Source organism: Streptomyces nigrescens, assembly GCF_027626975.1.
Lineage (GTDB): Bacteria > Actinomycetota > Actinomycetes > Streptomycetales > Streptomycetaceae > Streptomyces > Streptomyces nigrescens.
This window is the reverse complement of the sequence record NZ_CP114203.1, coordinates 2,229,179-2,255,641: the sequence shown is the minus strand read 5'-3', so window position 1 is coordinate 2,255,641 and position 26,463 is coordinate 2,229,179. Positions and strand designations below refer to the sequence as shown.

The 26,463-nt window shown below is 70.5% G+C and carries 19 protein-coding genes; 14 read left to right on the top strand and 5 right to left on the bottom strand.

What is annotated here, in order from left to right; translation table 11 throughout:
* Positions 1 to 96 precede the first annotated feature (96 nt).
* The 4 genes from STRNI_RS10210 to STRNI_RS10195 all read left to right on the top strand — a co-directional run bounded on the left by STRNI_RS10210 (position 97) and on the right by STRNI_RS10195 (position 7,258).
* Entirely contained in the window at positions 97 to 912 is an 816-nt protein-coding gene (locus tag STRNI_RS10210; protein WP_277411045.1) for a Tat pathway signal sequence domain protein, read from the top strand.
* A gap of 47 nt (positions 913 to 959) precedes the next feature.
* On the top strand, positions 960 to 2,288 hold the full coding sequence (locus tag STRNI_RS10205; protein WP_277411044.1) for a copper amine oxidase: 1,329 nt from the start codon (positions 960 to 962) through the stop codon (positions 2,286 to 2,288).
* A 100-nt stretch (positions 2,289 to 2,388) separates the two neighbouring features.
* Complete coding sequence (locus tag STRNI_RS10200) at positions 2,389 to 3,636, top strand: SAV2148 family HEPN domain-containing protein (RefSeq protein WP_277411043.1); 1,248 nt, start codon at positions 2,389 to 2,391, stop codon at positions 3,634 to 3,636.
* Between the two features lie 148 nt (positions 3,637 to 3,784).
* Positions 3,785 to 7,258, top strand: coding sequence for an AfsR/SARP family transcriptional regulator (locus tag STRNI_RS10195; RefSeq protein WP_277411042.1), 3,474 nt, complete (start codon positions 3,785 to 3,787; stop codon positions 7,256 to 7,258).
* Here STRNI_RS10195 and STRNI_RS10190 read toward each other — a convergent pair.
* Positions 7,242 to 8,033 (bottom strand): SDR family NAD(P)-dependent oxidoreductase, encoded by a 792-nt coding sequence (locus STRNI_RS10190; RefSeq protein WP_274738625.1) that lies wholly within the window; start codon positions 8,031 to 8,033, stop codon positions 7,242 to 7,244. The genes STRNI_RS10195 and STRNI_RS10190 overlap by 17 nt on opposite strands.
* Before the next feature lie 228 nt (positions 8,034 to 8,261).
* On the opposite strand from STRNI_RS10190, the gene STRNI_RS10185 reads away from it, so the two are divergent.
* Positions 8,262 to 8,987 (top strand): exonuclease domain-containing protein, encoded by a 726-nt coding sequence (locus STRNI_RS10185; protein ID WP_274738626.1) that lies wholly within the window; start codon positions 8,262 to 8,264, stop codon positions 8,985 to 8,987.
* 36 nt (positions 8,988 to 9,023) lie between these two features.
* Here the strand turns inward: STRNI_RS10185 and STRNI_RS10180 are convergent, their stop codons facing one another.
* Positions 9,024 to 9,914, bottom strand: coding sequence for an aminoglycoside phosphotransferase family protein (locus tag STRNI_RS10180; RefSeq protein ID WP_274738627.1), 891 nt, complete (start codon positions 9,912 to 9,914; stop codon positions 9,024 to 9,026).
* Positions 9,915 to 10,161: 247 nt separating this feature from the next.
* Between STRNI_RS10180 and STRNI_RS10175 the strand changes: the two genes are divergently transcribed.
* The 8 genes from STRNI_RS10175 (at position 10,162) to STRNI_RS10140 (ending at position 20,360) form a co-directional block, all read left to right on the top strand.
* Complete coding sequence (locus tag STRNI_RS10175; protein WP_274738629.1) at positions 10,162 to 11,103, top strand: carbohydrate ABC transporter permease; 942 nt, start codon at positions 10,162 to 10,164, stop codon at positions 11,101 to 11,103.
* Complete coding sequence (locus STRNI_RS10170; RefSeq protein ID WP_274738630.1) at positions 11,100 to 12,068, top strand: carbohydrate ABC transporter permease; 969 nt, start codon at positions 11,100 to 11,102, stop codon at positions 12,066 to 12,068. The genes STRNI_RS10175 and STRNI_RS10170 overlap by 4 nt, the downstream gene beginning before the upstream one ends.
* The gene (locus tag STRNI_RS10165; protein WP_274738632.1) at positions 12,068 to 13,393 is read left to right on the top strand and encodes an ABC transporter substrate-binding protein; all 1,326 of its coding nucleotides are present in this window, start codon (positions 12,068 to 12,070) and stop codon (positions 13,391 to 13,393) included. Before STRNI_RS10170 ends, STRNI_RS10165 begins: the two co-directional genes overlap by 1 nt.
* A gap of 430 nt (positions 13,394 to 13,823) precedes the next feature.
* The gene (locus STRNI_RS10160; RefSeq protein WP_018088929.1) at positions 13,824 to 15,023 is read left to right on the top strand and encodes a S8 family peptidase; all 1,200 of its coding nucleotides are present in this window, start codon (positions 13,824 to 13,826) and stop codon (positions 15,021 to 15,023) included.
* Between the two features lie 174 nt (positions 15,024 to 15,197).
* Positions 15,198 to 15,782 (top strand): TetR/AcrR family transcriptional regulator, encoded by a 585-nt coding sequence (locus STRNI_RS10155; protein ID WP_159485570.1) that lies wholly within the window; start codon positions 15,198 to 15,200, stop codon positions 15,780 to 15,782.
* Entirely contained in the window at positions 15,779 to 17,305 is a 1,527-nt protein-coding gene (locus STRNI_RS10150) for an MFS transporter (RefSeq protein WP_277411041.1), read from the top strand. The genes STRNI_RS10155 and STRNI_RS10150 overlap by 4 nt, the downstream gene beginning before the upstream one ends.
* Positions 17,306 to 17,628: 323 nt before the next feature.
* Positions 17,629 to 18,174, top strand: a complete 546-nt coding sequence (locus tag STRNI_RS10145; RefSeq protein WP_277411040.1) for a glycosyltransferase family 2 protein — start codon at positions 17,629 to 17,631, stop codon at positions 18,172 to 18,174.
* Positions 18,175 to 19,508: 1,334 nt separating this feature from the next.
* Complete coding sequence (locus tag STRNI_RS10140) at positions 19,509 to 20,360, top strand: immunity 49 family protein (protein WP_277411039.1); 852 nt, start codon at positions 19,509 to 19,511, stop codon at positions 20,358 to 20,360.
* A gap of 860 nt (positions 20,361 to 21,220) precedes the next feature.
* Here STRNI_RS10140 and STRNI_RS10130 read toward each other — a convergent pair.
* Positions 21,221 to 21,784: a hypothetical protein gene (locus tag STRNI_RS10130; RefSeq protein WP_277411038.1), complete on the bottom strand. Its 564-nt coding sequence runs from the start codon at positions 21,782 to 21,784 to the stop codon at positions 21,221 to 21,223.
* 947 nt (positions 21,785 to 22,731) lie between these two features.
* On the opposite strand from STRNI_RS10130, the gene STRNI_RS10125 reads away from it, so the two are divergent.
* Entirely contained in the window at positions 22,732 to 23,577 is an 846-nt protein-coding gene (locus tag STRNI_RS10125; RefSeq protein ID WP_277411037.1) for a DUF3800 domain-containing protein, read from the top strand.
* Between the two features lie 418 nt (positions 23,578 to 23,995).
* Here STRNI_RS10125 and STRNI_RS10120 read toward each other — a convergent pair whose 3' ends face one another.
* The gene (locus STRNI_RS10120) at positions 23,996 to 24,904 is read right to left on the bottom strand and encodes a hypothetical protein (RefSeq protein WP_277411036.1); all 909 of its coding nucleotides are present in this window, start codon (positions 24,902 to 24,904) and stop codon (positions 23,996 to 23,998) included.
* Positions 24,905 to 25,758: 854 nt separating this feature from the next.
* Positions 25,759 to 26,412: an HNH endonuclease family protein gene (locus STRNI_RS10110; protein ID WP_277411035.1), complete on the bottom strand. Its 654-nt coding sequence runs from the start codon at positions 26,410 to 26,412 to the stop codon at positions 25,759 to 25,761.
* Positions 26,413 to 26,463 lie beyond the last annotated feature (51 nt).

The window sequence follows — 26,463 nt, the reverse complement described above, 5'->3', positions numbered from 1 at the left end:
TGCCGCGATGTCGGATCGTCCTACTGGTCGTCCTACTGGAGGACTACCGGGGGAACCGACATGCATGTCACGACGAGGTGACAGCAGGGGAGAACCGTGCACCATCTGATGCACCGCCACCTCGGCAAGGCCGTCGCGGGCGCCGCCATCGCCCTGACCGGCACCGCCGCCATGGTCGCGGTCACCTTGCCGTCCGACGCCGGCGCCGCCGGCGGAACGGACCCCCGGAGCCGGCCCGCCGCGGCGGCCGCGCCCGGCCCGGGACGCGACCAGGGGCCGCCACCACCCGGCGTCGTCGAGAGACCCCCCGTGGAGGGGGAGCGCGGCCGGGGACGGGACCCGCTCACCGACGACGAACTCCGGCGCGCCCGGGACCTGGCGCTGCCGCGCACCCCGCGCGGCGCCGCCCGGAACGTCACCGGGAGGCCGGGCCCCGAGCCCCTCACCACCGACCTGGCCGAACTCACCCCCGCGGAGACCGGGCTCGCCGACCCGCCGCGCCGGGCGACGGTCACCTTCTACGACTACCGGGACGACAGCTACCTCACCAAGACCGTCAACCTCACCACCTCGACGGTGGAGTCGGCGGACGCCCGGCACGGCGTCCAGCCGCCGCCCAGCCGCGCCGAGGCCGTCGAGGCGGCCCGGCTGCTGATCGCCGCCCCGCTGGGATCCGGTCTGCGCCAGGACTACCGCGACGCCACCGGACGTGACCTCACCGGTCCGGATCCGCTCTCCGTCACCGGCTTCGTCTACCGCGGCCGCGCGGAAGGCGACGCGCCGGGCGCCCTGGGCGACTGCGGGGAACACCGCTGCATCCGCCTCTTCACCAAGGTCAAGAACGGCCGGTGGATCGACACCCGCCGCTTCGTGATCGACCTCAGCGCCCGCACCGTCGCCCACCTGGGCTGACCGGCGCCCCCCACCGACCGCCACTCCACCCCACCGGAGCCTCCGCCATGCCCGGAAGACGCACCACCGGCACCCGCCGCCCGCACCGTCGCGCCGCGCTCCTCGCCACCGCCCCCCTGCTGCTCGCCGTGGCCGCCCTGACGGCCGGCCCGGCCGCCCAGGCCGCCCCCGAGGCCCCCGCCGCACCCGTACCGACCCCGAACTGCAGTGCCGCCCACCGCATCACCCAGACGCTCGACGGCGGCACCGTCTGGCGCATGTGCTGGCACTACGAGGGCAACGCCGGTCTCGTCCTGGACGACATCTCCTACCAGCCCAAGGGCGAACGCACCCCCGTCAAGGTGCTCACCACCGCCAAACTCGCCCAGATCCACGTCCCCTACGACGACGGCCGGAACGAGTACGACGACCTCACCGGGCAGGGCTTCGCCCAGGGCCTGCAGAAGCTTGACCCCGCCGAATGCCCCGGCGGCACCCTCAAGACCGTCAAGGTGCCCGGCGCCTGGGACCCCGCCCACCCCGACATCCGCGGGCTGTGCGCCACCACCCGAGCCCGCGGCCACGCCTACCGCATGGGCCCCTACCCCGGCGAGCGCGCCAAGATCTACCAGCTCCAGGGCACGGACCTGCTGCTCTACACCGTCAACAAGGTCGGCTGGTACGAGTACATCAGCGAATGGCGGTTCTCCGGCGACGGCACCATGACCCTGCAGGTCGGCGCCACCGGCACCGTCTCACCCGCCGACTACGACGCCGGTGACGGCCGGGGCGCGCCGCTCGGCAAGGGCGCCAAGGACTACGCCACCAGCCACAGCCACAATGTCTTCTGGCGGCTGAACTTCGGCCTGGGCGGCTCCGCCGGCAACAAGGTCGAGCAGTTCGACTCGGCCACCACCGTCCCGGGCGGCGGCCGCACCCCCACCATCCGCACCACCCGCACGCCGGTCACCAAGGAGCTGGCCGGGGACGCCGGCCCGCTGCGCTGGTGGCGGGTGGTCGGCGCCGGCCGCAACAAGGACGGCCACCCGCGCTCGTACGAGATCGTCCCCGGCCCCACCAGCAAATACGCCGGGCGCAGTTACACCAGACATGACGTCTATTTCACCGAGTACAACACATGTGAACAGTTCGCCAGCAACAACCTGGCCAACTGCGGCACCAAGGCCGGCAACAGCGTCGACACCTGGGTCAACGGCCAGCCGCTGAAACACCCCATCGCGTGGGTCAACATCGGGTTCCACCACATCGCCAGGGACGAGGACCAGGAGCCGATGCCCGTGCACTGGCAGGGCTTCCAGCTGGTCCCACGCGATGTCACCGCTATGAATCCGCTCACTCCCCCCTCGCTGTCCGAGCACAACGGGCACTATGGATAAGGGGAGTTGATAACCGACTCCACCCATCCTGCTGCACCGCCTCCCGCACCGCAGTAGTCTGCCTTGATCGTTGGCACGGGGGTTCGGAAGGCGGTGGCAGGTGAGCGGCGGGCTGGAGTTGCCCCCTGGTGACGAGAGTCATGAGGGCCATGAGGGCGGCTCCGTCGACGCACCGCCCGGCGCGGTGTCCCTGGCACGACCGCTGGAGATCGGTGCGGAGCTGGACTGGGGCGCCGAGGCCTGGAGCGAGGTGCGCACCCGCGCCCGCCGGGCCGGCCGCGCCTACATCTGGCTGAATCTCGTCGAGCAACGGCTGCGGGCCGTCGTCGCCGCCGTCCTGCGGCCCATCTACGAGCCGGTGCACGGCGACGAATGGGTCGTCGCCGCGGCCGGTCCCGCCGGTCAGGAGTGGGTGCAGCGGGCGGTCGCCGTCCGCGAGGTCAGCCGCCGCAAGGGCTACCTCCTCGACCCCGCCGACGACAACATCGTCAGCTTTCTGACCCTTCCGCAACTCCGCGAACTGATGGTCCAGCACTGGCCCTGCTTCGAGCCGTACTTCGACGACCGCCGCGATGTCGAGCTGGCCCTCGACGAACTAGAGGTCGCCCGCAACATCGTCTCCCGCAACCGCGCCCTGTCCGAGACGGTCCTCGCCCAGGCCGAGCGCGCCTCCGCCCGCCTCCTGGACATCCTCGGCTCCGGCGCCGGCACCCGTATCTCCGGACGGCTGCCCATCGACGCGGTGGAGGACCTGGTCGGCGACCGCTACGCCGATGTCATCGGGGTGCACTCCGACCGGGTGCGCCTGCAGCGCCAGCTCCCCGCCGAGGACCTCTTCGGCGACGCCCGCCGCCTCGACGCCGTGGGCATAGGCCTCAACCTGCTGGTCCAGAACTACTCGGGCCGCCGCCTGGTCCGGCTCGCCGAATCCGGCTGCCGCGTCCGGCTGCTCTTCCTCAACCCCGCCAGCAGCGCGGTCCGCCGCCGGGAGCGCGAAATCGGCCTGAAGAAGGGCGAGATGAGCCGCTCCATCGAGATGAACATCCTCCATATGCGGCGGGTGCGGGCCCGGCTGCGCGACCCCGGCGCCTTCGAGATCCAGGTCTTCGACGAGACCCCGCGCTTCACCGCCTACCTCGTCGACGGCGATGGCCCTGACGGTGTGGCCGTCGTCCAGCCCTACCTGCGCAAGAGCCGCGGAATGGAATCCCCCGTCCTCGTCCTCCGCGGCGGCGGCCGGGAGGTCGTCCGCCAGGACGCCCACACCCGCGACGGTGACAACGGCCTGTTCGAGACCTACCGGGAGGAATTCGAGAGCATGTGGGCGGATTCCCGGCCGGTTTCCTGAAGCGGCCGGTCTTCCTCGAGCGGCCGGTTTCCTGAACCGGACGCCGGATTTCCTGAACCGGACGCCGCCCCCGTCACCCGCGGGGGCGGTAGTCGCCGCACGACGGGCCACCCGGCACCGCGGACCGGCCCCCGACTACCGTGGGGCAATGCACTTCCGTGTACTCGCCCCCCTGGACGTGCGGTCCGCCGACGGCCGCCCCGCTCCCGTCCCGGAGACGAAGGTACGCGCCCTGCTCGCCGCGCTGCTGGCGCACCACGGCCGCCCCGTGTCCACCGCCCGGCTCGTCGCACACCTCTGGGGCCCGCGGTCGCCCGCTCGTCCCACGGCCTCCCTCCAGAGCAAGGTCTCGCAGCTCCGCCGCGCCCTGGACACCGCGGAGCCCGGCGCCCGCAAACTGGTGACGGCGACCCCGCCGGGCTACCGGCTGGACATCGCCGCCGACGCCCTGGACGCCGGCCGCTTCACGGCGCTGACCGCCCGCGCCCGGGCCGCCGCCACCCCGCGACAACGGGCCGGACTGCTCGGCGAGGCCCTGGAACTGTGGCACGGCCCCGCGTTCGCCGGCTTCGCGGACAGCGACCTGGTGCGCCCGGTGGCCGAGAGCTTGGAGGAGCAGCGGCTGACGGCGCTGGAGGAGCGGGCCGCGGCCCGCCTGGAGCTGGGCGAGCACGCCCCGCTGACCGCCGAGCTGGCCGGTCTGGCGGCCCGGCACCCGCTCCGGGAACGGCTGCGCGCCCTGCAGCTGACCGCCCTGTACCGGGCCGGCCGGCAGAGCGACGCACTCGCCGCCTATGACGAGATCCGCGCGCGCCTGGCCGACGAACTGGGGGTGGACCCCGGCCCCGAACTCACCGCGGTACACCGGGCGATCCTGCGCCAGGAGCCGTGGCGGCCGCATGACGGCGGTGCCTGGCAGGACGGGGGCGCCTGGCATGACGGCGGTGCCTGGCAGGGCCAAGGCGCCCAGCGCGACGACGGCACTCGCCACGACCACGGAGCCCGGCACGACGGCGGCAGCCGCCACGATGGCGGCACCCGGCACGACGGCGGCACCCGGCACGATGGCGGCGCCACCCGCCCCGCGGACCGGCCGGAACCGGACCTGGCCACCGCACCGCCGGCCGGCCCCCGCCCCCGCACCAACCTCCCCACCCCCCTCACCGCACTCCTCGGCCGCCGGGACGCCGTACGCCGGATCGAGGCGCTCCTGGCGGCCAACCGCCTGGTGACGCTCACCGGCCCCGGTGGCGTGGGCAAGACCCGCCTCGCCCTGGAGACCGCCGGCCGGCTGGCCGGCTCCTTCCCGGACGGTGTCTGGCTGGTCGAACTGGCCGCGCTGAGCCGCCCGGACGCCCCCGAGCGCGCCGGGAGCAAGTGCACCGCTGCCCAGGTGGCCGAGGCGGTGCTGGCCGTGCTGGGCATCCGGGAGGGCGCCTCGGCCGGACCGGTGGCCGAGCGCCTCATCGGCGCGGTACGCGGCAAACGCCTGCTGCTCGTGCTGGACAACTGTGAGCACCTCGTCGAGGCGGCCGCGGAGGTCACCGCCGAACTGCTCGGCGCCGCCCCGGACCTCCGGGTGCTGGTGACCGGCCAGGAATCGCTGGGCCTGACGGGCGAGACGCTGTGGCCCGTACCGCCGCTGGAACCCGCCGGTGCCGTCGAGCTGTTCACGGCCCGCGCGAGCGCCGCCGACCCGGACTTCGTCCTCGACGCCGACGCCACGGCCGCCGTGGCGGAGATCTGCCGCCGCCTGGACGGTATCCCGCTCGCCCTGGAGCTGGCCGCCACCCGCGTACGGGCCCTGGGCGTACGGGAGCTGAGCGCCCGGCTGGACGACCGGTTCCGGGTGCTGGCGTCCGGTCGGCGCGGGGTCCCGCCCCGTCAGCAGACCCTGCGCGCAATGATCGACTGGAGCTGGGAGCTGCTGCCCGCCGCCGAACGCACCGTGCTGCGCCGGCTCGCCGTCCACGCGGACGGCTGCACCCTGAAGGCCGCCGAAACGGTCTGCGCGGGCGACGGCGTCCGACGGGACGAGGTGCTCGATCTGCTGGCCCGTCTCGTGGACCGCTCCCTGGTGACGGTGGCCCGGACACCGTACGGCCCCCGCTACCGGCTCCTGGAGACGGTCGCCGCCTACTGCCTCGAACGTCTGCGGGAGGCCGGTGAACTGACGGCCGTACGCCGGAGACACCACCGCCACTACACCGAACTGGCCGAGCGCGCCGCCCCGTTGCTGTACGGGCCGGACCAACGCGAGTGGCTGGAGCGGCTCGACCAGGAGACGGCGAACCTGCGGGACGCCCTGGACGCCGCGGTCCGGGAAGGCGCCGCGGACCACGCGCTGCGCCTGGTCGACGCGCTGGCCTGGTACTGGTTCCTGCGCGGCCGGCTCGCGGAGGCGGGCCGCTCGCTGACGGCGGCGCTCGCGGCGTACGAGGCCGCCCGCGCGACGGCGGCGGACGCCGGGGACCCGGCCGCCGAGGGGCGCCGCCTGCGTGCCGCCACCTGGCAGGTCGGCATGGCCTCACTGGCGGGCGATGACACCGACCCCGTGGAGCGGGCCACGGCCGTGCTCCGGCAGTACGGGACCCATGACGACCCGGGCGCCCGGGCCTGGGCCCAGTGGTTCCTGGGCTTCGCCCAAGTCGGCCTGGGCGAACCGGCAGTGGCGAGGGAGCGGGTGGCGGACTCGCTGGCCGCCTTCCGGGCCCTGGGCGACCGCTGGGGCATCGCCGCGGCGCTGAGCAGCCGCGCCCAGGGCAGCGTCGGCGGAGATCTCCGGGCCCGGCTCCGCGATGCCGAGGAGAGCGCCGCGCTCTTCCGTGAACTGGGCGACCGCTGGGGCCAGTTGCAGGCCGCCGATGCGCTCGGCGCCCTTGCGGAGATCACCGGTGACTACGGCCGCGCGGCCCGGCTCCACCGGGACGGGCTGCGGATCGCCGAGGAGCTCGGCCTCTGGATCCAGGCCTCCTACAAGCTCTCCGGACTGGGCCGGATCGCGCTGCTGACCGGTGATCTGGCGGCCGCCCGCGACTTCCACGAGCGGGGGATGCGGCTGGCCGCGGAACAGTCGCACCTGCGGGGCGAGATGTTCGCCGAGTGCGGACTCGCCCTCGGCGCCCGGCGGGAGGGCCGCCTCGACGACGCCGAGGCGCATCTGCTGCCCTGGCTGGAGTGGTGCCTCGGCCGGGACGGCGACCCCGGTACCGCATTCGTCCTGAGCGAGCTGGGCTTCCTCGCCGAACTGCGGGGCGATCCGGAGACCGCCCGCCGTCACCACCTGGACGGGTTCGTGGCGGCCCGCGCCACCGCCGACCCGCGTGCCGTCGCGCTGGCCCTGGAAGGGCTGGCCGGCGCGGTGGCACTGACCGGCCGGTGCGCCGTCGCGGCCCGGCTGCTGGGGTGTGCGGCCGCGGCCCGCGCCACCGCGGGCGCGCCCCAGCCGGCCGCGGAGCGCGGCGATGTGGCCCGGAGTACGGCCACGGCACGCCGCGGCCTGGGCGACGCGGCGTACGAGGCGGCGTATGCGAGCGGCGCGGGGGTGGCACCGGAGGTGCTGGTGAAGGAAGCGACGGGGAGCGCGGGGGCCCGGGGAGCGAGAACTACGGCGTCCCCGTGATCCCCCCGTCCACCCGGAGCTCGATCCCGTTGACGTAGTCCGCGAGCGGGCTCGCCAGATAGGCGACCGCGGACGCGATGTCCGCCGGGCGCCCCAGCCGCCCGCTCGGGTTCGGCGCATACTCCTTGACGAGGTCCGCCTCGTCCGGCCATTCCTGGGGGCCGTCCTCCGCCGCCGCCCGCTCCTCGAACATCCGGTACATGGAGGGGGTGAGGATCACCCCCGGGCTGACACAGTTCGCGGTGACCCCGGTCCCGGCGAGGTGCCGGGCCAGGCTGGTGGTCATGTTCACCACGGCGGCCTTGGCGGCGGAGAACGCCACCATGTGGGGCAGCGGGGTCCGTACGGCCCGGCTGCCGATGGTGATCACCCGGCCCCAGCCGTGGGCGCGCAGCGACGGCAGCAGCGTCTGGCTGACCCGCACCGTCGGCAGGACGTTCCCCTCGAAGGCGGTCCGCCAGTCGGACGGCCGGGAGCTCTCCCAGTCGTGCTCGGCGAACGGACCCGCGTTGTTGACGAGGATGTGCGCCCCGAAGTCCCGTGCGGTGAGGGCGACCTGCTCGGCGACGCCCGGTTCCGTCAGATCACCGAGCACCACTTCGGCCCGCACACCGCGGGCCGCGACCTGTTCGGCGACGGCCGCCGCGGCCCCCGCGTTCCGCCCGTGGACGAGGACGTCGCACCCCTCGTCCGCCAGCGTCTCGGCGATCGTGGCCCCGATACCCGCACTGCTGCCCGTCACCAGCGCGCTGTGTCCTGCCAGCCGTAGGTCCATGGCGGTCAGCCTAGGGGCGCGGCGGGCCGTGGGCTCCCTGCCGCGACAGGTGGCCGGTGGATTGTCAGTGGTGCGTGGGAGAGTGAATGAGCAACGGGGGAAGTACCACCGAAGGAGGCCCCGCATGAGCGAGTGCCGCATGGATGTCCCCCCGGCCGAATGCCGGGGGATCTTCATGGGAGGGCGCGCGCCGAGTGAGTGCGGGGCCGGGCGAAGCGAGGTTTGGGCATGAGCTGGCATCAGGGGCTGCTGGTCAGCTTCGATCTGGAGACCACGGGCACCGACGTCGAGCAGGACCGCATCGTCACCGCGGCCCTGCTCCGGCTGGAGGGGGACGGCCGGCCGGCCGGGAAGCTGACGTGGCTGCTCGACCCGGGGGTGCCGATTCCCGACGAGGCGGCGGCCATTCACGGCATTTCGACCGCATATGTCCAAGAACACGGGCGTCCGCCGGCGACTGCCATAGAGGAGATCACCGAGGCGCTGGCCGAGGCCCTGCGCGCGGAGATCCCGCTGGTGGTGATGAATGCCCGCTATGACCTCTCGCTCCTGGACCGCGAGTGCCGGCGCCACGGCCTGCGCACCCTGACCGAACGCCTCGGACACGCACCCGCACCGGTCATCGACCCCCTCGTCCTGGACAAGCACGTGGACCGCTACCGCAAGGGGAAGCGCGCCCTCCAGGCGCTCTGCGGTCACTACGGCGTCCGGCTGGACGGTGCCCACGAAGCGGGCGCCGATGCGGCGGCCGCGGCCGGCGTCGCCCGGCGTATCGGGGAGAAGTACCCGGCCGTCGCCCTCCCGTCGCCGCGCGCGCTGCACACCCTCCAGGAGCAGGCGGCCGCTGATCAAGCCGCCTCGTTCCAGGCGTATTTGCGGCGCTCCGGTGACCCACAGGCGATAGTCGAGCCGGCCTGGCCGCTGATCCCGTACCAGGCCAGGGCCGAGCGATAGCCCGCTCGCCGGACTCGGCCCGTCAGGCCGCCCCGCTCAGAAGGGATACCACCGCACCGTCGCGTCCTTGTCGCGCAGGGAGGCGATCCGGCGCTGGAATTCCCTGAGCGCCGCCGGGTTTCCGGGCGCGTGCTGGGACACCCAGGCGCAGCTCGCCGTCTCCCGGGACCCGCGCAGCACGGCGCAGCCCTCCCAGTCCCGTACGTCCCAGCCGTAGACGGACACAAAGGTGTCGTAGGCGTCGGGGGCCAGGCCGTAGCGGTCCCGGCTCAGCGCCATCACGACCAGATCGTGCTCCCGCAGATCGGAGGAGAAGGTTTCCAGGTCGACCAGCACCGGTCCGTCGGGCCCGACATGAATGTTGCGGGCCAGCGCGTCACCGTGGATGGGGCCGCGCGGCAGATGCGGTTCCAGGGCGGTGGCGGCCGCCGCGAAGGCGTCCCGCCGCCCGCGCAGATACTCCGCGTCCGGCGCCGACACGGCGTCACCGGCCAGCCGCAGCCAGCGCTCGACACCGCCGAGCAGCTCGCGCCGGGGGAGTGCGAACGGCGGCTCGGGCAGCGCGTGCACCAGCTTCAGCAGCGCGGCGAGATCGTCCGGACCGGCGGGCCGTACGGCCTCCGGCAGCCGCTGCCAGTAGGTCACGGGATGCCCGTCGGCCAGCGTCGCCACGGGCTCCGCGGCCCGTACGGCCGGCACGCCCTCGGCCGCCAGCCACTGGGCCACGCCCAGTTCCCGCTCGGCGCGCTCCAGGAGTTCGGCGCTGCGGCCCACCCGTACGACCGGTCCGTTGTCGCCGAGGGCGAAGACGGCGTTCTCGCCGAGCGAGAGCAGCGCGGCATCGGCCGCCGCCTCGGGGTGCCCGGCCGCGGCCAGCACGTCCCGGGCGCGCGCCTCCGTGAAGGCGGCGGGGCTCGGTTCGGTCATCGGGGTGCCTCCTGCGGTGCCGGTTCGCGACCAGTGTCGCAGGTCGGCCTCATGGCCCCGTAGGACATCCCCGGCGGGGAGTTCCGCCGGGGAATCGGCCGGGGACCTTGACGGGGGTGCCGGCCGTCACGACGATGACGGCGGCCGGGAACGGCCGGCGGGGGAGAGGGGGAGCGATGGCAGCGGTGCCAACGGCGGGGGCATACGGGGGCAGACCGCCCGGACCGCGTCGTGCGGAGCCCCTCCGATGACCCTGACGACCGCTCCCCGGCGGTCCACCGCACCGGCCGCGGACGGCGCCGCCCGGCCCCGGCGCGACCTGGGCGCCTGGTTCCTCGTGCTGCCCGCGCTGCTCCCGATCCTGGTGCTGAGCGTGGGGCCGCTGCTGTACGGCATCGGGCTGGCGTTCACCGACGCCCAGTCGGGCCGGACCCAGGCCACCCGTTTCGTGGGGCTGCTGAACTTCTCCGACCTGTTCCAGGACTCGCTGTTCTGGGACTCGTTTCGGATCGGCCTGATATGGGCCTTCGGCGTCACCGTCCCGCAGTTCCTCCTCGCCCTCGGGCTCGCCCTGCTGCTCCATCTCGATCTGCGGCTGCGCTGGCTGGCCCGGGCGCTCGCGATCATCCCGTGGGCGATGCCCGAGGTCGTCGTCGGCATCATGTGGCGGCTGGTCTACCACCCGGACGCCGGCATCCTGAACGAGACCCTGCGCGGCCTGGGCCTGTCCGGAGCCGGCGACGGCCGGGACTGGCTGAGCGGACTGGCCACCGCCTTGCCCGCGGTCATCGTCGTCGGCGTCTGGGCAGGGATGCCCCAGACCACCGTCACCCTGCTGGCCGGTCTGCAGAACGTGCCCCGCGAACTGCACGAGGCCGCGTCCATGGACGGCGCGGGCGCCTGGCGCCGCTTCCGCACCGTCACCTGGCCCGCCCTCAAACCCATCGCCCTCGCCGTCACCGCGCTCAACTTTATTTGGAACTTCAACTCCTTCGCCCTGGTCTTCGTGCTGACCGACGGCGGCCCCGGCGGCCGGACCCGACTGCCGATGCTGTTCGCCTACGAAGAGGCCTTCCGCTACGGGCAGTTCGGATACGCCGCCACGATGGGCCTGGCGATGGTTGCGGTGATCTCGGTCCTGCTGGCCGTCTATCTGGCCGGCCGGCTGAAGGGGGACGACGACCGGTGACGGCCACGGAGAGCACCGGCGGCAGCGAGCGCAGCAGCGCCCCGCGCGGTGCGGGAAGCGCCCCCGTCCCGCGCGGCACCCCACGACGCACCTCCACCGCGCGACGCACCTCCACCTCACGACGCCGCGCCACCCCGCGACGCACCGCCACCCGCGCCGGCCAGTACGCCGCACTCCTCGGCTATCTCGCCTTCCTCGCCTTCCCCTTCCTCTGGCTGCTCTCCACCGCCTTCAAGCCGCCGCGGGAACTCAGCAGCATGCACCCCACCTGGATCCCCGAGGCGCCCACCCTGGAGAACTTCCGGCAGGCCTTCGCGCAGCAGCCGCTGCTTGCGGCGGCGGGCAACAGCCTGCTGGCCGCGGCGGTCTCCGCGCTGCTCGCGATCCTGCTGGCGACCCCGATGGCGTATGTCCTGGCCCGCTTCCGCAACCGTCTCTCCCGGGCGGCCACCGGCTGGGTCGTGATCAGCCAGGCCTTCCCGCTGGTGCTGGTGATCATCCCGCTGTTCCTGATCCTGAAGGGCCTCCATCTGGTGGACTCCAGGATCGGTTTGATCATGGTCTATGTGGTGTGGTCGCTGCCGTTCGCCCTGTGGATGCTGACCGGCTATGTCCGCGCCATACCAAGGGAGTTGGAGGAAGCGGCGGCGGTGGACGGCGCCGGCCGGCTCCGTACGCTCGTCTCGGTCACCGCCCCGCTGCTCGCGCCCGGCCTCGTCGCCACCGCGCTGTTCGCCTTCATCACCGCCTGGAACGAGTTCTTCTTCGCCCTGGTCCTGCTCAAGTCCCCCGAGAAACAGACGCTGCCGGTCGTGCTGACCCACTTCCTCGGGGCGGAGGGCGTCGCCGACCTCGGCCCGCTCGCCGCCGCCGCGCTCCTCGCCACCCTCCCGAGCCTGCTGCTCTTCGCCGCCATCCAGCGGCGGATCACGGGCGGGATGCTCGCCGGGGCGGTGAAGAACTGATGCGCCACGACCGCGCGCCCGGGCGCCCGCCCCGTTTCACCCGGCGGGGCCTGCTCACGACGGCCGCCGCACTGCCGGCCGCGGCCCTGCTGCCGGGCTGTTCCGACGGCCGGCGGCGGACGGCGGGCGGCCGGATCACCCTGCGCTTCCAGTCGCTGGCCTGGCAGCAGGACTCGCTCAAGGCCAACAAACAGCTGGTCGCCGAGTGGAACCGACAACACCCCGACGTCCGGGTGCAGTACGTCCAGGGTTCCTGGACCACCGTCCACGACCAGCTGCTGACCTCCTTCGAGGGCGGCGAGGCGCCGGACATCATCCATGACGCCTCCGACGACCTCGCGGACTTCGCCTACGGCGGGGACCTCGCCGACCTCACCGCCCTCCTGCCGCCGCGCCTCAAGCGCGACATCCCGCAGCGCAGCTGGGAGACCGGCACCTTCGCCGGCCGGATCCACGGCGTCCCGTTCCTCCAGGAACCACGGGTACTGATCGCCAACCGCGCGAAGCTGGACCGGTCCGGCGTCCGCATCCCCACCCCCGAACACCCCTGGACCTGGCAGGAGTTCGAGGAGGCGGCACAGCGGCTGACCCGCGGCACCACCTACGGCGTCGCCTGGCCACTGAAGGAGCCCGTCTCCGCCACCCTCAACCTCGCCCTGTCCACGGGCGGCCGGATCTTCCACCGCCGCCGCGACGGCAAGGTGGAGGTGCGCTTCGACGCCGTCGACCAGCAGGTGCCGCGCACCATCCACGACCAGGTCAACGTCGACCGCAGCGCCTCCCGTACGACCCTGGGCATGGGCGGCTCCGACACCCTCCCGGGCTTCTTCGCCGGGCGCTATGCGATGGTGCCGCTCGGCTTCTCCTACCGTCAGCAGATCGCCCAGCAGGCGCCCAAGGGCTTCGACTGGACGGTGCTGCCCGCCCCCAAGGGCACCGCCCTGGACCAGGGGGTGAGCCCGCAGACCCTGTCGATCGCCGAGGACTGTCCGCACAAGGAGGAGGCGATGGCCTTCATCGACTTCCTCCTCAGTCCGCCGAACATGGTCCGGCTCGCCCTGGGCGACTGGCTGCTGCCGACGGGTCAGGAGGCGCTCAAGGATCCGGCGCTGCGGGCCGCCGAATACGACTGGGCGACGGGCACCGCCCTGGCGGGCTCGCTGCATTCCGCCCCGGCCCAGTCCGTCCGCGGATATCCGGAATGGAAGGACAAGATAGCCACCCCAGGTCTTCAGGAGTACTACAGCGGCGCCATCGGCCTGGACACCCTGCGGAAGCGGCTCGTCGAGGACGGCAATCTGGTGTTGGCCCGCTATCAGCGCTGAAGCGCGCGCAGCCGTACGGGTCATCACAGAAGGCCGGCGATGGCCGAGCAGCAGCGCTGTTGGGGGGCCGGTACACCCCAACTGCCCCTGCCCGAAGCCGTGATGGACGGTACGCACACGTCCGCCACCGAACACGAACCGTCACCGGTATACCTGTCGCCCGGCGTTCGGTTCACTGCCGCGTCACTCTCTATTGCGGGCACGTAAACGGAGTTGAGTCCCTCCGGTTCAACTCCGGGGTCGCTTTGACCACTTCTGAAACATTTCCCATTTCAGAGCCCTTGTTGCTTATCTCACACGCCCCGACTGGCCTTGAATTGAACTCATCAATCAGACAGGGTTTCGAACCAGTCCGACGCAGATCTTCCTGTCTGTTCGGGCTATTGCGCAACGCTTTCCCCCCACACCACGAACGAGGAGAACCCTCGCAATGGCTCACAAGCGTTCCAGCAAGAAGCGGCTCATCACGGCAATAACCGCCGCGGTCGCCGCCACTGGTATCGCCGCCGTCACCGCGGTCACCGCGGGCGCGTCCCCGGCCGCCGAAGGCAAGATCTACGGAGCCGAGGCCAAGGGCGCCGTGAACGGCAGCTACATCGTCATGATGAAGAAGTCGATCCGCACCATGGAGAGCGGTGACCTGGCCTCCAAGTACGGCGGCAAGGTCAAGCGGAACTACTCCTCCGCCATCGACGGCTTCTCGGCGACCGGTCTGAGCGCCGATGAGGCCAAGCAGCTCGCCGCCGACCCGGCCGTCGACAAGGTCGTCCAGAACAAGAAGTTCCACATCAGCGAAGCCCAGGCCAACCCGCCGTCGTGGGGCCTGGACCGCATCGACCAGGAAGACACCAAGGGCGACAAGAAGTTCAACTACCCCGACACCGCGGGTGAGGGTGTCACCACCTACGTCATCGACACCGGTGTCCACATCAAGCACAAGGACTTCGGTGGCCGGGCGTCGTACGGCTTCAACGCCATCGACGGCAGCGACAAGGCCGAGGACGACAATGGCCACGGCACGCACGTCGCGGGCACCATCGGCGGTACCGAGCACGGTGTCGCCAAGAAGGCCAAGATCGTGGGCGTCAAGGTCCTGGACGGTGAGGGCTCCGGCACCACCGAGCAGGTCGTCGCGGGCATCGACTGGGTCACCAAGAACCACAAGGGCCCCTCGGTCGCCAACATGTCGCTCGGCGGCGGCGCGGACGAGGCTCTCGACGCGGCCGTGAAGAAGGCCATCGACGCCGGTGTCACCTTCGCCGTCGCGGCGGGCAACGAGTCCTCCGACGCGGGCCAGGGCTCGCCGTCGCGGGTGAAGGAAGCCATCACCGTGGCCTCCAGCACCAAGGATGACGAGCAGTCCGACTTCTCCAACTTCGGCAAGGTCGTGGACCTCTACGCCCCCGGCTCCGACATCACCTCGGACTGGAACGACGGCGCCACCAAGACCATCTCGGGTACGTCCATGGCGACCCCGCACGTCGTCGGTGCCGCCGCGGTCTACCTGGCCGGTCACAAGGACGCCAAGCCGGCCGACGTGGCGAAGGCCCTGACCGACGGTGCCACCCCGGACAAGATCACGAACCCGAGCGAGGGTACGCCCAACAAGCTGCTGAAGGTCGTCGAGTAATCACCTGACTCCCTCAGCTCCACCCGCCGGCCGTCGCGCTCGCCCCCACGGGGCGCGGCGGCCGGCGCTGTTGTGCGCTCCGGGACTCCCGGCCGAAGGCTTCCCTCGCCCCTCAGTGGCCCGCGGGACGGAACCCGCGTAGACACTGTCTACTCCATACGGTAGACAGTGTCCATGACTGATCAAGAGGCGGGCCTGCGTGCCCGTTTGGTCCAGGTCGGCATCGACCTGTTGACCGAAGAGGGAGTGCAGGCACTGTCGTTGCGGGAGATCGCCCGCCGTGCCGGGGTCTCCCACGGGGCGCCGCGGCGCCACTTCCCGACCCATCTGTCCCTGCTGTCCGCCATCGCCCGCCAGGGGTTCGCCGATCTGGCGGAGAAGGCCGCGGCGGACATCGACGCCCACCCGTCGGACCCCCGCGCCCAGCTCATGGCCCTGGGCCGTGGCTATCTCGACTTCGCGCTGACCCACCGCGGCATGTTCGAGCTGATGTTCCGGCATGACCTGCTGGAGAGCGGCCATCTCGGCCTGCGGGACACCAGCCTGCCGCTCTTCCAGGTACTCGTCGATCTTGTCGCCCGGGTACAGCCGCAGTCCGATGTGCCGGCCAGGGTCGTCGCGGGCGCCCTGTGGAGCAATCTGCACGGCATCGCCCAGCTGTGGAGGTGGGGCAGCCTGCAGCTCGCCACAGGGGCCGACGAAGTCGAGCCGCTGCTCCGGGCCGCGCTGGACGCACACCTCGGGCGGGAGGGCCGATGACTGCCCGACGCCGTCAGCGCCTCGTCCTCACCGGCAGTATCACCGGGGCCGTGATCGTCGCCCTGGACGGCACCGTACTGACCGTGGCGCAGCCCGCCCTCCAGCGGGATCTGCACGCCTCCTTCGGGCAGGTCCAGTGGACCAGCACCGGCTATCTCATCGCCGTGGCGAGCCTGCTGGTGTTCGCCGGCCGGCTCGGTGACCGGTACGGCCACCAACAGATCTTCGCCCTCGGGATCCTGGGCTTCGGCGCCGCCTCGGCAGGGATCGGCCTGGCACCCGGCGTCGGCTGGGTGATCGGACTGCGGGTGGCTCAGGGAGTTTTCGGCGCGCTGCTGCAGCCGGCCACCCTGGGAATGCTGCGCGCCACCTATCCGAGCGACCGGCTCGGTATGCCCCTCGCCCTGCGCACCAGCGCCATCGGGCTGGCGGCCGCCGCCGGCCCGGTCCTCGGCGGCGCGCTGGTCGCCCACTGGGGCTGGCGGGCCGTCTTCTTCCTCAACGTGGTACCCGCGGGCCTGATCGGCCTACTGGCGCTGGCCGTTCGCGTACCCACCCCCGCCGACCGGGAGACGGCCGGAGCCACCACCACTGCCGGGGGCACCCGCGCCCCCGCCCCTCGACTTGACCTGCCGGGCGCCTGCCTCCTCGCGCTCGCCCTCGTGTGTCTCGTACACACCCTCGTCACCCTCCCGGAGACCGGTTGGACGACGGCCACCACACTGGGCGGGGCCGCGGCGGCGCTCGCCTGCGGCGCCTTCATCCGGCACGAACGCCGCACCGCGAGTCCGCTGGTACCCCTCTCCGTGCTCCGCTCGACGACCGTCGCCTCGGCCCTCGCGGTCCTGCTCTCCGCGTCGGCGGCCCTGTTCGGCGCACTGTTCGTCAGCACCTACTTCCTGCAGGACGTCCTCGCGATGGACCCGCTGCAGTGCGGTCTGCGGGTGCTGCCGCTCGCCGTGATGATGGTGCTGAGCGCCCCGGCCTCGGCCGTACTGCAGCGCCGGTACGGCCCCCGCCGGACGACCGTGGCGGCGATGACCCTGCTCACCCTCGGCATCCTCGCGCTGTCCCAACTCGACCGGACCTCGACGGCGCCGGCCATCAGCGGGGGATTCCTGCTGCTGGGCGCCGGCTTCGGCACGGTGATGGTCACGGCGACGGCAGTCATCGTGCGCCAAGTGTCCGCGGACCACGCCGGAGTGGCCGGCGGCCTCCAGCAGACCGCGATGAACATCGGCCCGGCACTGGGCGTCGCCACGGCGACCATGCTGGTGACCCTCACGGCCCCCACCGCTGCCGGAAACCGTCCAACCGGCGGGCCGCACTGGACCGGCGAAGCCTTCCTCTCCGCGATGGGCCCCACCCTCCTGACCCTCGCCGTCGTCGCCGCGACCGGCGCCCTGGCCGCGGCCAAACTCCCCCGCCGCACGGCCGGTGGCGACTCTCCGCAGTCGCCGGCAATCACCGGGCGCGATCGCGACCCGGCCGCAGCGACAAAGGCCGTGACGTCCGGGGACTGACGAGCCGACCGGCCCGCCGACAAGCAACGCCCCGGACCGAGGGGCCCGCACCAGCGGGGCGCCTCAACTGCGCCCCCTTCCGCCGCCACGCGCCGCGCGGCGAAGGCCGGTACTCGACATCTCCAACTCAGGCTCTGTCCCGCCTCGTTGTACGAGTTATCCACAGGAGGGGCCCTCCGGAAACACGCCGGGCGCCACCTCCCCTACCGTCGGTGACATGCACGGAGGACTGCCGTTCATCGGCATCAGCACCATCGTCTACGGCGTGATCGGACTGCTCACGGTCGTAGTCAGCGCCATCCGCAAGACAGGGGGAGACCGACTTGCACACCATCACCGTCATCGTGCCCGCACACAACGAGGAGGAGGGACTGCCGGCCACACTGGAGTCCCTCGCCTGTCAAACGGTCCGGCCTGACCAGGTCCTGGTAGTCGACGACGCTTCCACGGACCGCACGGGTGAAGTGGCGGCCTCACACGGCGTGACCGTGCTGCGGCCACCGCACAATCTCGGCAGCAAGGCCAAGGCACAGAACTACGCCCTTCCGCAGTGCACCACCGACCTCGTCCTGGCCGTCGACGCGGACACCGTCCTCGCGCCGGACTACATCGAGACCGTCCTGCCCGTCTTCGACGACCCCGGCGTCTCCGTCGCGGCAGGCACGGTCCGCACCCGCCACACCCGCACACTCTGGGAACGCGGGCGCTCCACCGAATATCTCTTCGGATTCCACTGGCACCGGGTTGGCGGCTATGTTGCCGATGTAGGGGGTTGGCCAGCATCTATGCAGCTCAGAGGTGGTGCAGAAGGGATTGGTGCATGTGCATGTGTCGCCACCTGTCACCACCTCTGGCAGGATGCATGCTGACTCAATGCTGAGTTGACTGACGCACCGTCAGCCTGAACTGATGGGGCGTCACACAGGTCGCGTCGCTTGCATTGAATCGGGCGGCGGACGGCCTCGGGTGCTTAGCGCATTAGCTGTCGATCCCTCGCGGACAGCTCCGGCGGAACTCGCAGGGGCGGGCGGTTGCCAGCATGCATAGGGCCGCCGGGTGGACGGTGCGATTGTCGTGGTGTCGGCACGTATACCGGTTGTGATCATAGATTCGCACGAACTGCCCTATGGGGGCATTCCTGTGCCGGATGGGGGGCAGCCGAAGGCAATGGCGGGGATTGGTCAACTAGCCTTCCTTATCCGCCTTGACCTGAAACGCTAGTGGCGTGTTGGAACTTATCTCGGGTCTTGTTGGTGCGGTCGTCGGCGCAGCCGCCACCGTCATCACGCGGTGGATGCAAAGCGGTGTGCCTGGCGTCGGATGGTCAGTCAGGCGATATTGGAGTCGAGTGCGGCCCAACGGGACGTACACCGCTCGCCCTCGCCGAATTCGACAGCGCAGTCATTCGCTCAGCGCCGGGGATAGGCAGCCCGCCGTCATGGTTGCAATGCCTGCGGCCCTGCCGACCGCCCCGTGTGCAACTGCGATGCTTGCTTCCTTGGGGGTGGGGAGGGGCCTGAATTACAGGCGGAAGTCGTTGCAGCGCTAATTGGGTTGCCCGCTGTCGGTGTTGCGTACTTGGTTGGTCGCCACCAGGCCGCTGTCACGCGCGACTCCGCTGTTGAGCAGGCGCGTGGAGGACACCGACGGTGGCGTCTTTCCTCGCAACGTGATCCGTGGATTGAATTCGCGAAGGCCGTAGATCGAGTGAGTGAAGGCGCGCGGATGAGACGGGAGGTGGAGATGAGTGACGAGATGCGGGAGCGGGAGCGGAAACCCCGGGCTCTCCATTCCAGTATTGCGTCAGTGGAGTACGAGGGGCCTCAGAGAGTCGTCGACGCCGCTGGGGAGTTGCGTAATGCAGCAACGTCACTGCTTGTTGTGAGTGCCGCGTTGGGGTCAGTGACAGGGTGGAGGGGCCGAGAGAGCATATTGATCGAGTCATGGCAGCTGCTCTACCATTCTTCAGGATTGAACGCGCCGCGCCACGGTGAAAAGGGAACCATCGAGTACGTCCGCACGATCGTGGTCGATATGAGCAACGCGCCTTCATGTCACCGGACGACGCCAAGTACGCCCGGGAGATACGAAGGGCCATCAAGAACAAGACCCTGCGGTACGCCCTCGTCCAGGCTGCCGAGAACACCGGTAAGTATGCTGGGGCCGAGCTCAAGCATTTCACGCTCTTCTGAGGAGAAACGCGTTGGTCTCGAACATCCCCCGCCACCCCTTTCCCACGGGGAACGCGCAAGCGGGCCTCGCCGTGCTCCAGGAGGAAATGCAGGAGCTGATCGACGGGCTTGAGGCGGACTCCACCGATCTGGGCGACACCCAGCGCGTCACGCTCACCCTGGCCCAGTCGCACTGCTTGCTGGACCCGAGGGCATCGATCTTCCCCACGTGGGATGCCTGGGTGAACGCAATGCAGGTTGGCTCCGCCGTTTTCGCCGTCGCGACTACGACCGAGGAGCATGTGCAGTGCCGCATCGCGCACAAGGACCGCACGCTCCGGGCTACCGGCCCACAGTGGTACGTGAACCCGGGATCCTGGCTCACCGCCTTCTACCTAGCCGTGATATGCCGGGAAAAGGCCAGGATCGCAGCCTTGTGCCGGGTGCCGCTGCCCCTGCTGCGGGAGAACGGTTCGCGCTTTGACGCGTACCACTACGACTGGATCGACACGCTCCAGACCTATTGGCTCGGCGGCCCGGACCTCGTTCCGAAGTTGGTGGCTGCGGTCGACGGCACCGACCCTGAGGTTGCCTCGGACCCAGAGACGGCGGGCAAGCTGCTGTACCCGCCGATGGAGATGTTCCACCGCTTCATCCGTAAGGACAACGCTGGTTTCAACCGGGCGCTCACCAACGCCCTCCAGTGGCACAAGGAGTACTGGAGCGAGGTGAGCCGAGCCTTCCAGGCTTCGGGCCTCGTAGCTCTCGCCCCGCTCGCCATGGCCTGCCTCGCGCACGACGCGGGCATCCCCATCGGGGTTGAGTCTGAGTACCTGCCCGCCACCCTCCTGGGGCGCAACTGGTGCGGCGAGTTCCCCACGTAAGCAGGCAGTGGCCTGAGGTCCAGCTGCTCTCGCCCGCGACCTGAAGTGCTTCGCCGAGGCGGGGTGCGCGTCGCTGCCGGAGTAGGTATTCGACCATTTCCCTGTGACGCACCACGTGGAGTGCGTCGTGGTGCTGGAGAAGGCGGCTAAGGGCGTCTGACCTGCGGTTTTACGCGTGCGCATTATGTGCGGTGTGGGCGTTACGGGCGATATCTTGACGCTGAAATGACGCTCGTGACGCTCATTTGACGCTCGTTCTGATGGGTCGTCAGGTACTCTGTGTCGCTGGTCAGACGCCCTGCTGGCTGCGTGAGTACGGTGGGGCGTTGAGAGTTCGAGGCGCTGACGGAAGTCGGCTGTACAGGTGTCCGGTGCGCTCAGTAGGTTCTTGGCCTGCTGGTGGTACAGCGCAAGCAGCTCGCTGACCTGCGGGTATGGCAGCGGTGGGGACGTTGCCGGGACCGCTGGCCCGGGAATGGTCCGGATCTTGGCTGATGCAGACCTTAGGGCTGCGGCTCTGTTGGATTGGCCGCAGCCGCCCGCTCCGAGCTGACGGTCCCACCTGGCACAGGTCGTAACCCGTATCCTGGGCGTTCAGCCGAACCAGGGAGTGGCTCCCAAGGTCATGTCGGAGCCCCTGAGTCCGGGGGCGTCCACACAGTCTGTGAGACGCGTGTGAGAGCACGTAGATGAGAAGCCCCGCCGGAAGTCGCGGGGCGTGCCGGACGCCGGTGGAGGCGCGGGAGCGCTGAGCGCGATCGTTGATCTGCCGGGCAGTGCCCGGCAGTGTTCCCGCGGGAGGATGCGGTGGCGGTGTGACGTTGGGTGCGTGCAGGCCCCCACTCCGGGCGGCGCCTTGGCTATTCGCCTCTGCCGTGGGCCGACTGGTGCTCTGTTGTCTCAGTCAGGGCTTTACGGGCTATGGCGGTGAACTCTCGTGTGCGCTCTGAAAGTGCGGCAACTTCGATGGCATGGTGTTCCAGGAAGCTGGCGTTGCGGTGGGTCGTGTTCTCTGGCGAGTCGGCCAAGGCCAGGAGGTTCGTCTGCATGGAACGTAGCGACGTGTAGACGCGGCGGGCGGCACGTTCCACCGTCTCAGGGCCTTCGATTGCCACGTGTGCACATGCCGTCCGAGCGTTCTGCAGATGGTCTTCTGCTTCCCTGAGTCGTCCTTCTACTTCCGGGGTGTCGCGCGTGCCGACGAACGCTCGGCCGGCTGCTTTGAGCGCGGTTTGCGCTTCGCTGGCTGGGGCCAGGAAGGCACTGTAGGCATCGCGTCGGGTTTGCCTGTGCCATTGCGCTTTCTCGGACTGGAGCTGCGCTTGAACTTGTTGGCGGTTCGACCAGCTGGTGACGGTCGAGGCTAGGACGGTCCCTAAGACGCCGAGAGTTGCTCCGAGTAGTGCTGCTATTCCCTGGTCCACCCTGGAGTGTCTATCGCAGGTGCCTACGCATGCGCCAGCGGAGGCCGCTTGTCTCCTGGGCTAGGCAATCATGCTTCCCCCGTGGCACGCCTGCAGCGCAGACAGGTCCGTGCTGCCTCGGCTTCTGGTTGTCGCGGCGGATGTCGGCTGCGGAGGAGGCGCGGGAGCGTTGGGCGCGATCGCTGTACTGCCAGCAGTGCCCGGCCGTGTTTCCGCGGGAGGACGCGGTGACGGTCTGCGGGCACTGCAGGGAGGCCCCGCCTTCAAGGGCGGGGCCTCGGCTGTTAGTGGTCGACGCCGAGCCGGTGTGCTTCCCGGTCCGCCCACACGGCGTCCCGGATCGCCTGCTCTACTTCGGTCAGCTCTTGTCCGCGTGGGTGGTTCGGTGGGGTACGCGGCTGGCCGGCCGGTCGGCCACCATGCGTCCAGATACCGCTGGTAGAGCCGGTGCTTCGCCGCCGTCGCCGGCTCCAGCTTCCACAACACGCCCATGAACTCCCCCTCACCGCCAGACCAACAGGCATTGCCGTGATTGTCCGATGACTGAGCGTGTGTCCATCAGAGGGCGTGATCTGCCCGGCAGCCCACGGCCCGACGAGCCGCATCGGCCACGCTGAGCTCGCAGGCCGACCCAAGCCAGCTCGTCTGCACGACATGGTGCTGTTCAGGACGCCCTCAACGCCGCCAGCGCCCGGCGCGACCACTGGAAGACCTGACGGCATCGGACCAGGGCTGCCGGGCTACGAGCTGAGTGAAAGTCAGCATGCCAACTGGCCTTGTACATATGCATTGCTGACATGTCGACCATCGGGTGTACCGTCTTCAAACCGGACGTGTAGCTGGGAGTGACCGGACGGTAACAATGCAGAGCTACCCCGGCGGGCACCGTCGGGGCAGGACCAAAGGAGAACAGCTCCCGTGGTGCACTCTCACCGTGGTGCGACACCGTGCCCGGTCCCCGCACGCCCCCGGCGGGCCTGATGGCGGCTTTCCACACGCCCGAACACCTCGGCCAGCTGCCGAAACTGCACGTCTACATTGACGAGACAGGTGACCGCGGCTTCAGCGAAAGGTCCCGGTCCCAGTCGCCGTTCTTCGCCATGACCGCTCTGGTGGTACCGCAGGAAGACGAGTGGACGGTCAACTACACCGCGGCCGGCCTGCGCGCCCTGGTCCACAGCGGCCAGCCGCACCAGCACCTCAAGCCCATCCACTGGGTCGAACACTTCAAGGCCAAGCACCCCGAGCGGCGCAGCCGTGCCGCACAGGTGCTCGCCTCCATACCCACGGCACGAGTCATCCACGTGATCGCGCACAAGGAGACCCTCCACCAGGACACCGGCCTGCGGCAGGACAAGGGCATCTTCTACAACTACACGACCAGGCTGCTGCTGGAACGCGTCGCCTATACCGCCAAGGAGTGGCCCGGAGGGAAGCGTCTGGCGATAGCCCGGCTCGGCCGGGTCAAACACATGGACCATGAGGCGTCCGCGAGCTACCTGGACCGGGTGCGCAACGGGAACGCCGAGACCCTCGGCGTTCCGTGGGAACTCATCAAATGGCCGCCCACCCGGGAAAACACCGTACGCGACGGCATTCAGCTCGCCGACGTCCACGCCGGCCTGCTCAACAGCGCGCTCAGCGGGGATCCCGGGGACGCCAGCTGCGCCGAGAACCTACAAAAGATCAGCCACCAGCTGCGCGGTGTGCTGCTGGGGTATGGGATCAAGGTCATCGGGGACAAACGCTTCATCACTGAACGTGCCTGGTGGCCGGACCTCAAGAATCTGTGAAAGCACAAAGCCCCCGGGGGGACTCCCGGGGGCCACAACCACCTCGGAGGGTGGAGGGATCCAGTTCCCTGGTTCCGGCCGTGATCCCGGCAGCCCACCTAGGGGCTCTTGCCTGAAATCAGCCTACCCGTAGTAGCGCGATTCTCACCTGCCGAACCCCACTCTTGACCACTCAATCACACGTCCGATCGTCCGGAATCGCACTGGTTCTTGAGATGAGCAGAGGTGGGCGGACGAGCGACCGCCCGCCTCCGACCAGGGCCTCGGGCGCCTGGCGCGGGAGTCCGCCCATGGTGGCGGCGGAGGGAGCTGCCGTCCGCGTGGGGGAAGCCGACGACAGGCGTCCGAGGCGGCGGCCATCGGTCCTGGGCACCGTGCCCGCCGCAGCGCTCGTACGTCAGCCGGCTGCGTCGCAGGGCTACAAGGCCCCGCCGGCGCCGGGGCCCCTGCGGCTGAACAACGCGACCACCCGTCCCAGCTGGTGGAGCTTGCGCGTGTAGGCCGCCGACAGGAAGGCGGCCAGAGTGAACACCGTGAGGGGGATGAACAGCAGCCCTGCCCCCTCCGCCCCGGCTGCTGGCGCGATGACGAGGGAGGCCGCAGTTGCAACACCGGCGATTGCGAACACCCCGCCGAGCCCCTTCACGTCCTCTACCTCCGGGCCCGGCTCGGCGGGCAGAGTCTCCACATCGAGGAGCGCCCCGTATGCCGCCTGAGCCTGACGGGCCGCCACGGTGAGCGCCATTGCGCCGAGCTCGTGGGCCGCCCGCTCCCGGTCCTCGACAAGTTCGCTGAGCTTGTCGGCGAACGCGGTGCGGACCTTCTGCCCGTGCTCACGCAGACGCCTTTGGTCAGCCGCGTATTTGGCCCGCAGCCCCGCAGCGGCGTCCGCGCTGTTCCTCACCGCAATCATCAGTTCCGAGACCTTCTCGTGCACGTCGGTCAACGCTGCGGTCCGCATACGGCCCGCCGGGGCAAAGGCGAGAGCAGCAAGGGATGGGAGCGCGTCCAGGGCTTCGGTCACCACCTGGTCACCGTCCTTGACGTACCCCTTGCGCAGCCCCTCCCTCTTGTCCGACATTCGGCGATAGGAGGAACAGGCGAAGGTCACAACGAACCCCACCGCCGCGGCCTTCCCCCCACCCTTTGCCAAGGCCCGGTCGGCCTTCTTCTTCTCCTCGCCCGACAACGGCGCTACCTGTGCCTTCTTGGCTGTCGCGGTGGCCTCCCTCTTCTGCTCGGCTTCCAGGGCCAGCGTGACCATGGCGAGAAAGCCCACCACGAGCGCCATCATCAGGGCCGCGCCGAAGGATCCGGCCAGGAGCATCCGGCATGACTTCCACGGAGTACGAGACGGCCGAGTGTAGGCGGCGCGGAGGTCGTCCCAAGGCACCGGGCCGGTGTGCCCGAGTTCGACAGCGGCGGCTCTCGCCTTCTCGATGCGCTCCTCGGCGGCGGTGGCGTAGCGGGCCCGTAACCGGTCTCGGTAGCCGGGCCGCGGCGCGGCGGTCGGTGGGGCCGGGGCAGGGGGCGTGGTCAAGGCTGTTGTCCTCTCTCCTGGGTACTTGAGGAACACACCAGGAGAGAGCAGCTGGTTGCACGGGCCAGGAGTACACGGCACAGCCAGCGCGTGATGTCGGCCACCAACCGGACATCCGAACGCACGCGCCGCCCTCCAGGGCCTGCCTGTGCACTCGTCGATCGGGCACGAGACGTCGCCGAACAGATGCGCGCTACCGCTCCGAGGGGCACCGACGTCGCACTCGACGTCGTCGCCGGGGGCTTGGTGAGTGAGGGCCTGCCGCTGCTACGCGAAGGCGGCCGGTGGGTCATCGCCATCGGTGACGGACGGCGGGCTGGCGTGCCCATGGAGCTCGGTTGCAACTCAGGGGCCGCCGGCCTGCGAGGGCAGGCCGGGACGATGGGCGCAGCACGCACCGCACCCACCGTGATCGTGTCGTCTGCTGGGTTGGGCGTAGGGGTGCCACGCGGTCACCATCATGGGCTAGAACTTGTCCGACAAGTCCGGCCACGGCTACCGCTTCGGCAACTTCCTCCTGAACGGCCACAGTCAGGTCTGTGTCCACACCGCGTCCTCTGCCCATGCTGCTGGGCCCCGTGAGTCCGCTTTGGGGCCCAGCAAACAGCGGGGATGAATCCCAGCCGGACCGGACGCGTTGGCTACACGCGCTCGAACTCCACGTCGGTGCTCTCGCAGCCGGCGGCGAGCTGGCGCAGGGTGTCGCGCTCAGCGCGGTCGACGGTCAGCGACCAGCGGAGCTTGGTGCTCACCCAGTCGGACAGGTAGGTGCACTGGGCGTCGGCAGCCGGCGGCATCCACTGGGCGGGGTCCTGGTCGGCTTTGGAGCGGTTGCTCTTGGCGGTGACGGCGACCAGGGAGCGTTCGGCGCCGAGGTCGTTGGCGTAAGCTTGGCGCCGGGCTGCGGTCCACTGGGAGGCGCCGGAGTCCCAGGCTTCGGCAAGCGGCACCATGTGGTCGATGTCGAGGCCGGACGGCCCCTGGACGGTCGTGTCGTCGTAGTAGGAGCGCCAGGTTCCGCCGGTGATTTTGCAGCTTGCTCCGATGGTGGGCTGGGTGACGGCTTCGGCGAGGAGGACTTCCGCCCTCGTGTTGCAGCCGTCCTTGTCCTCGTCGATCCAGTGCTTGAACTTGGTGCGCTCGTAGCCGTCGCGGGACTCGGCGGCCTGGGGGAGGGCTTCGATACCGTCGTGCAGGCTGAGCGTCTCGGCCGCGTGAGCGGGGGTGGCGGCGGTGGTGAGGGGCAGTAGGGCGAGGGCCGCGGCCGCGAAGGCGCGGACAGTCGTCTTGATCATGATCTGTTGATAGCGCCGTAGCGTCGGTTGTCGCCCGGGAACAGGGGTGGT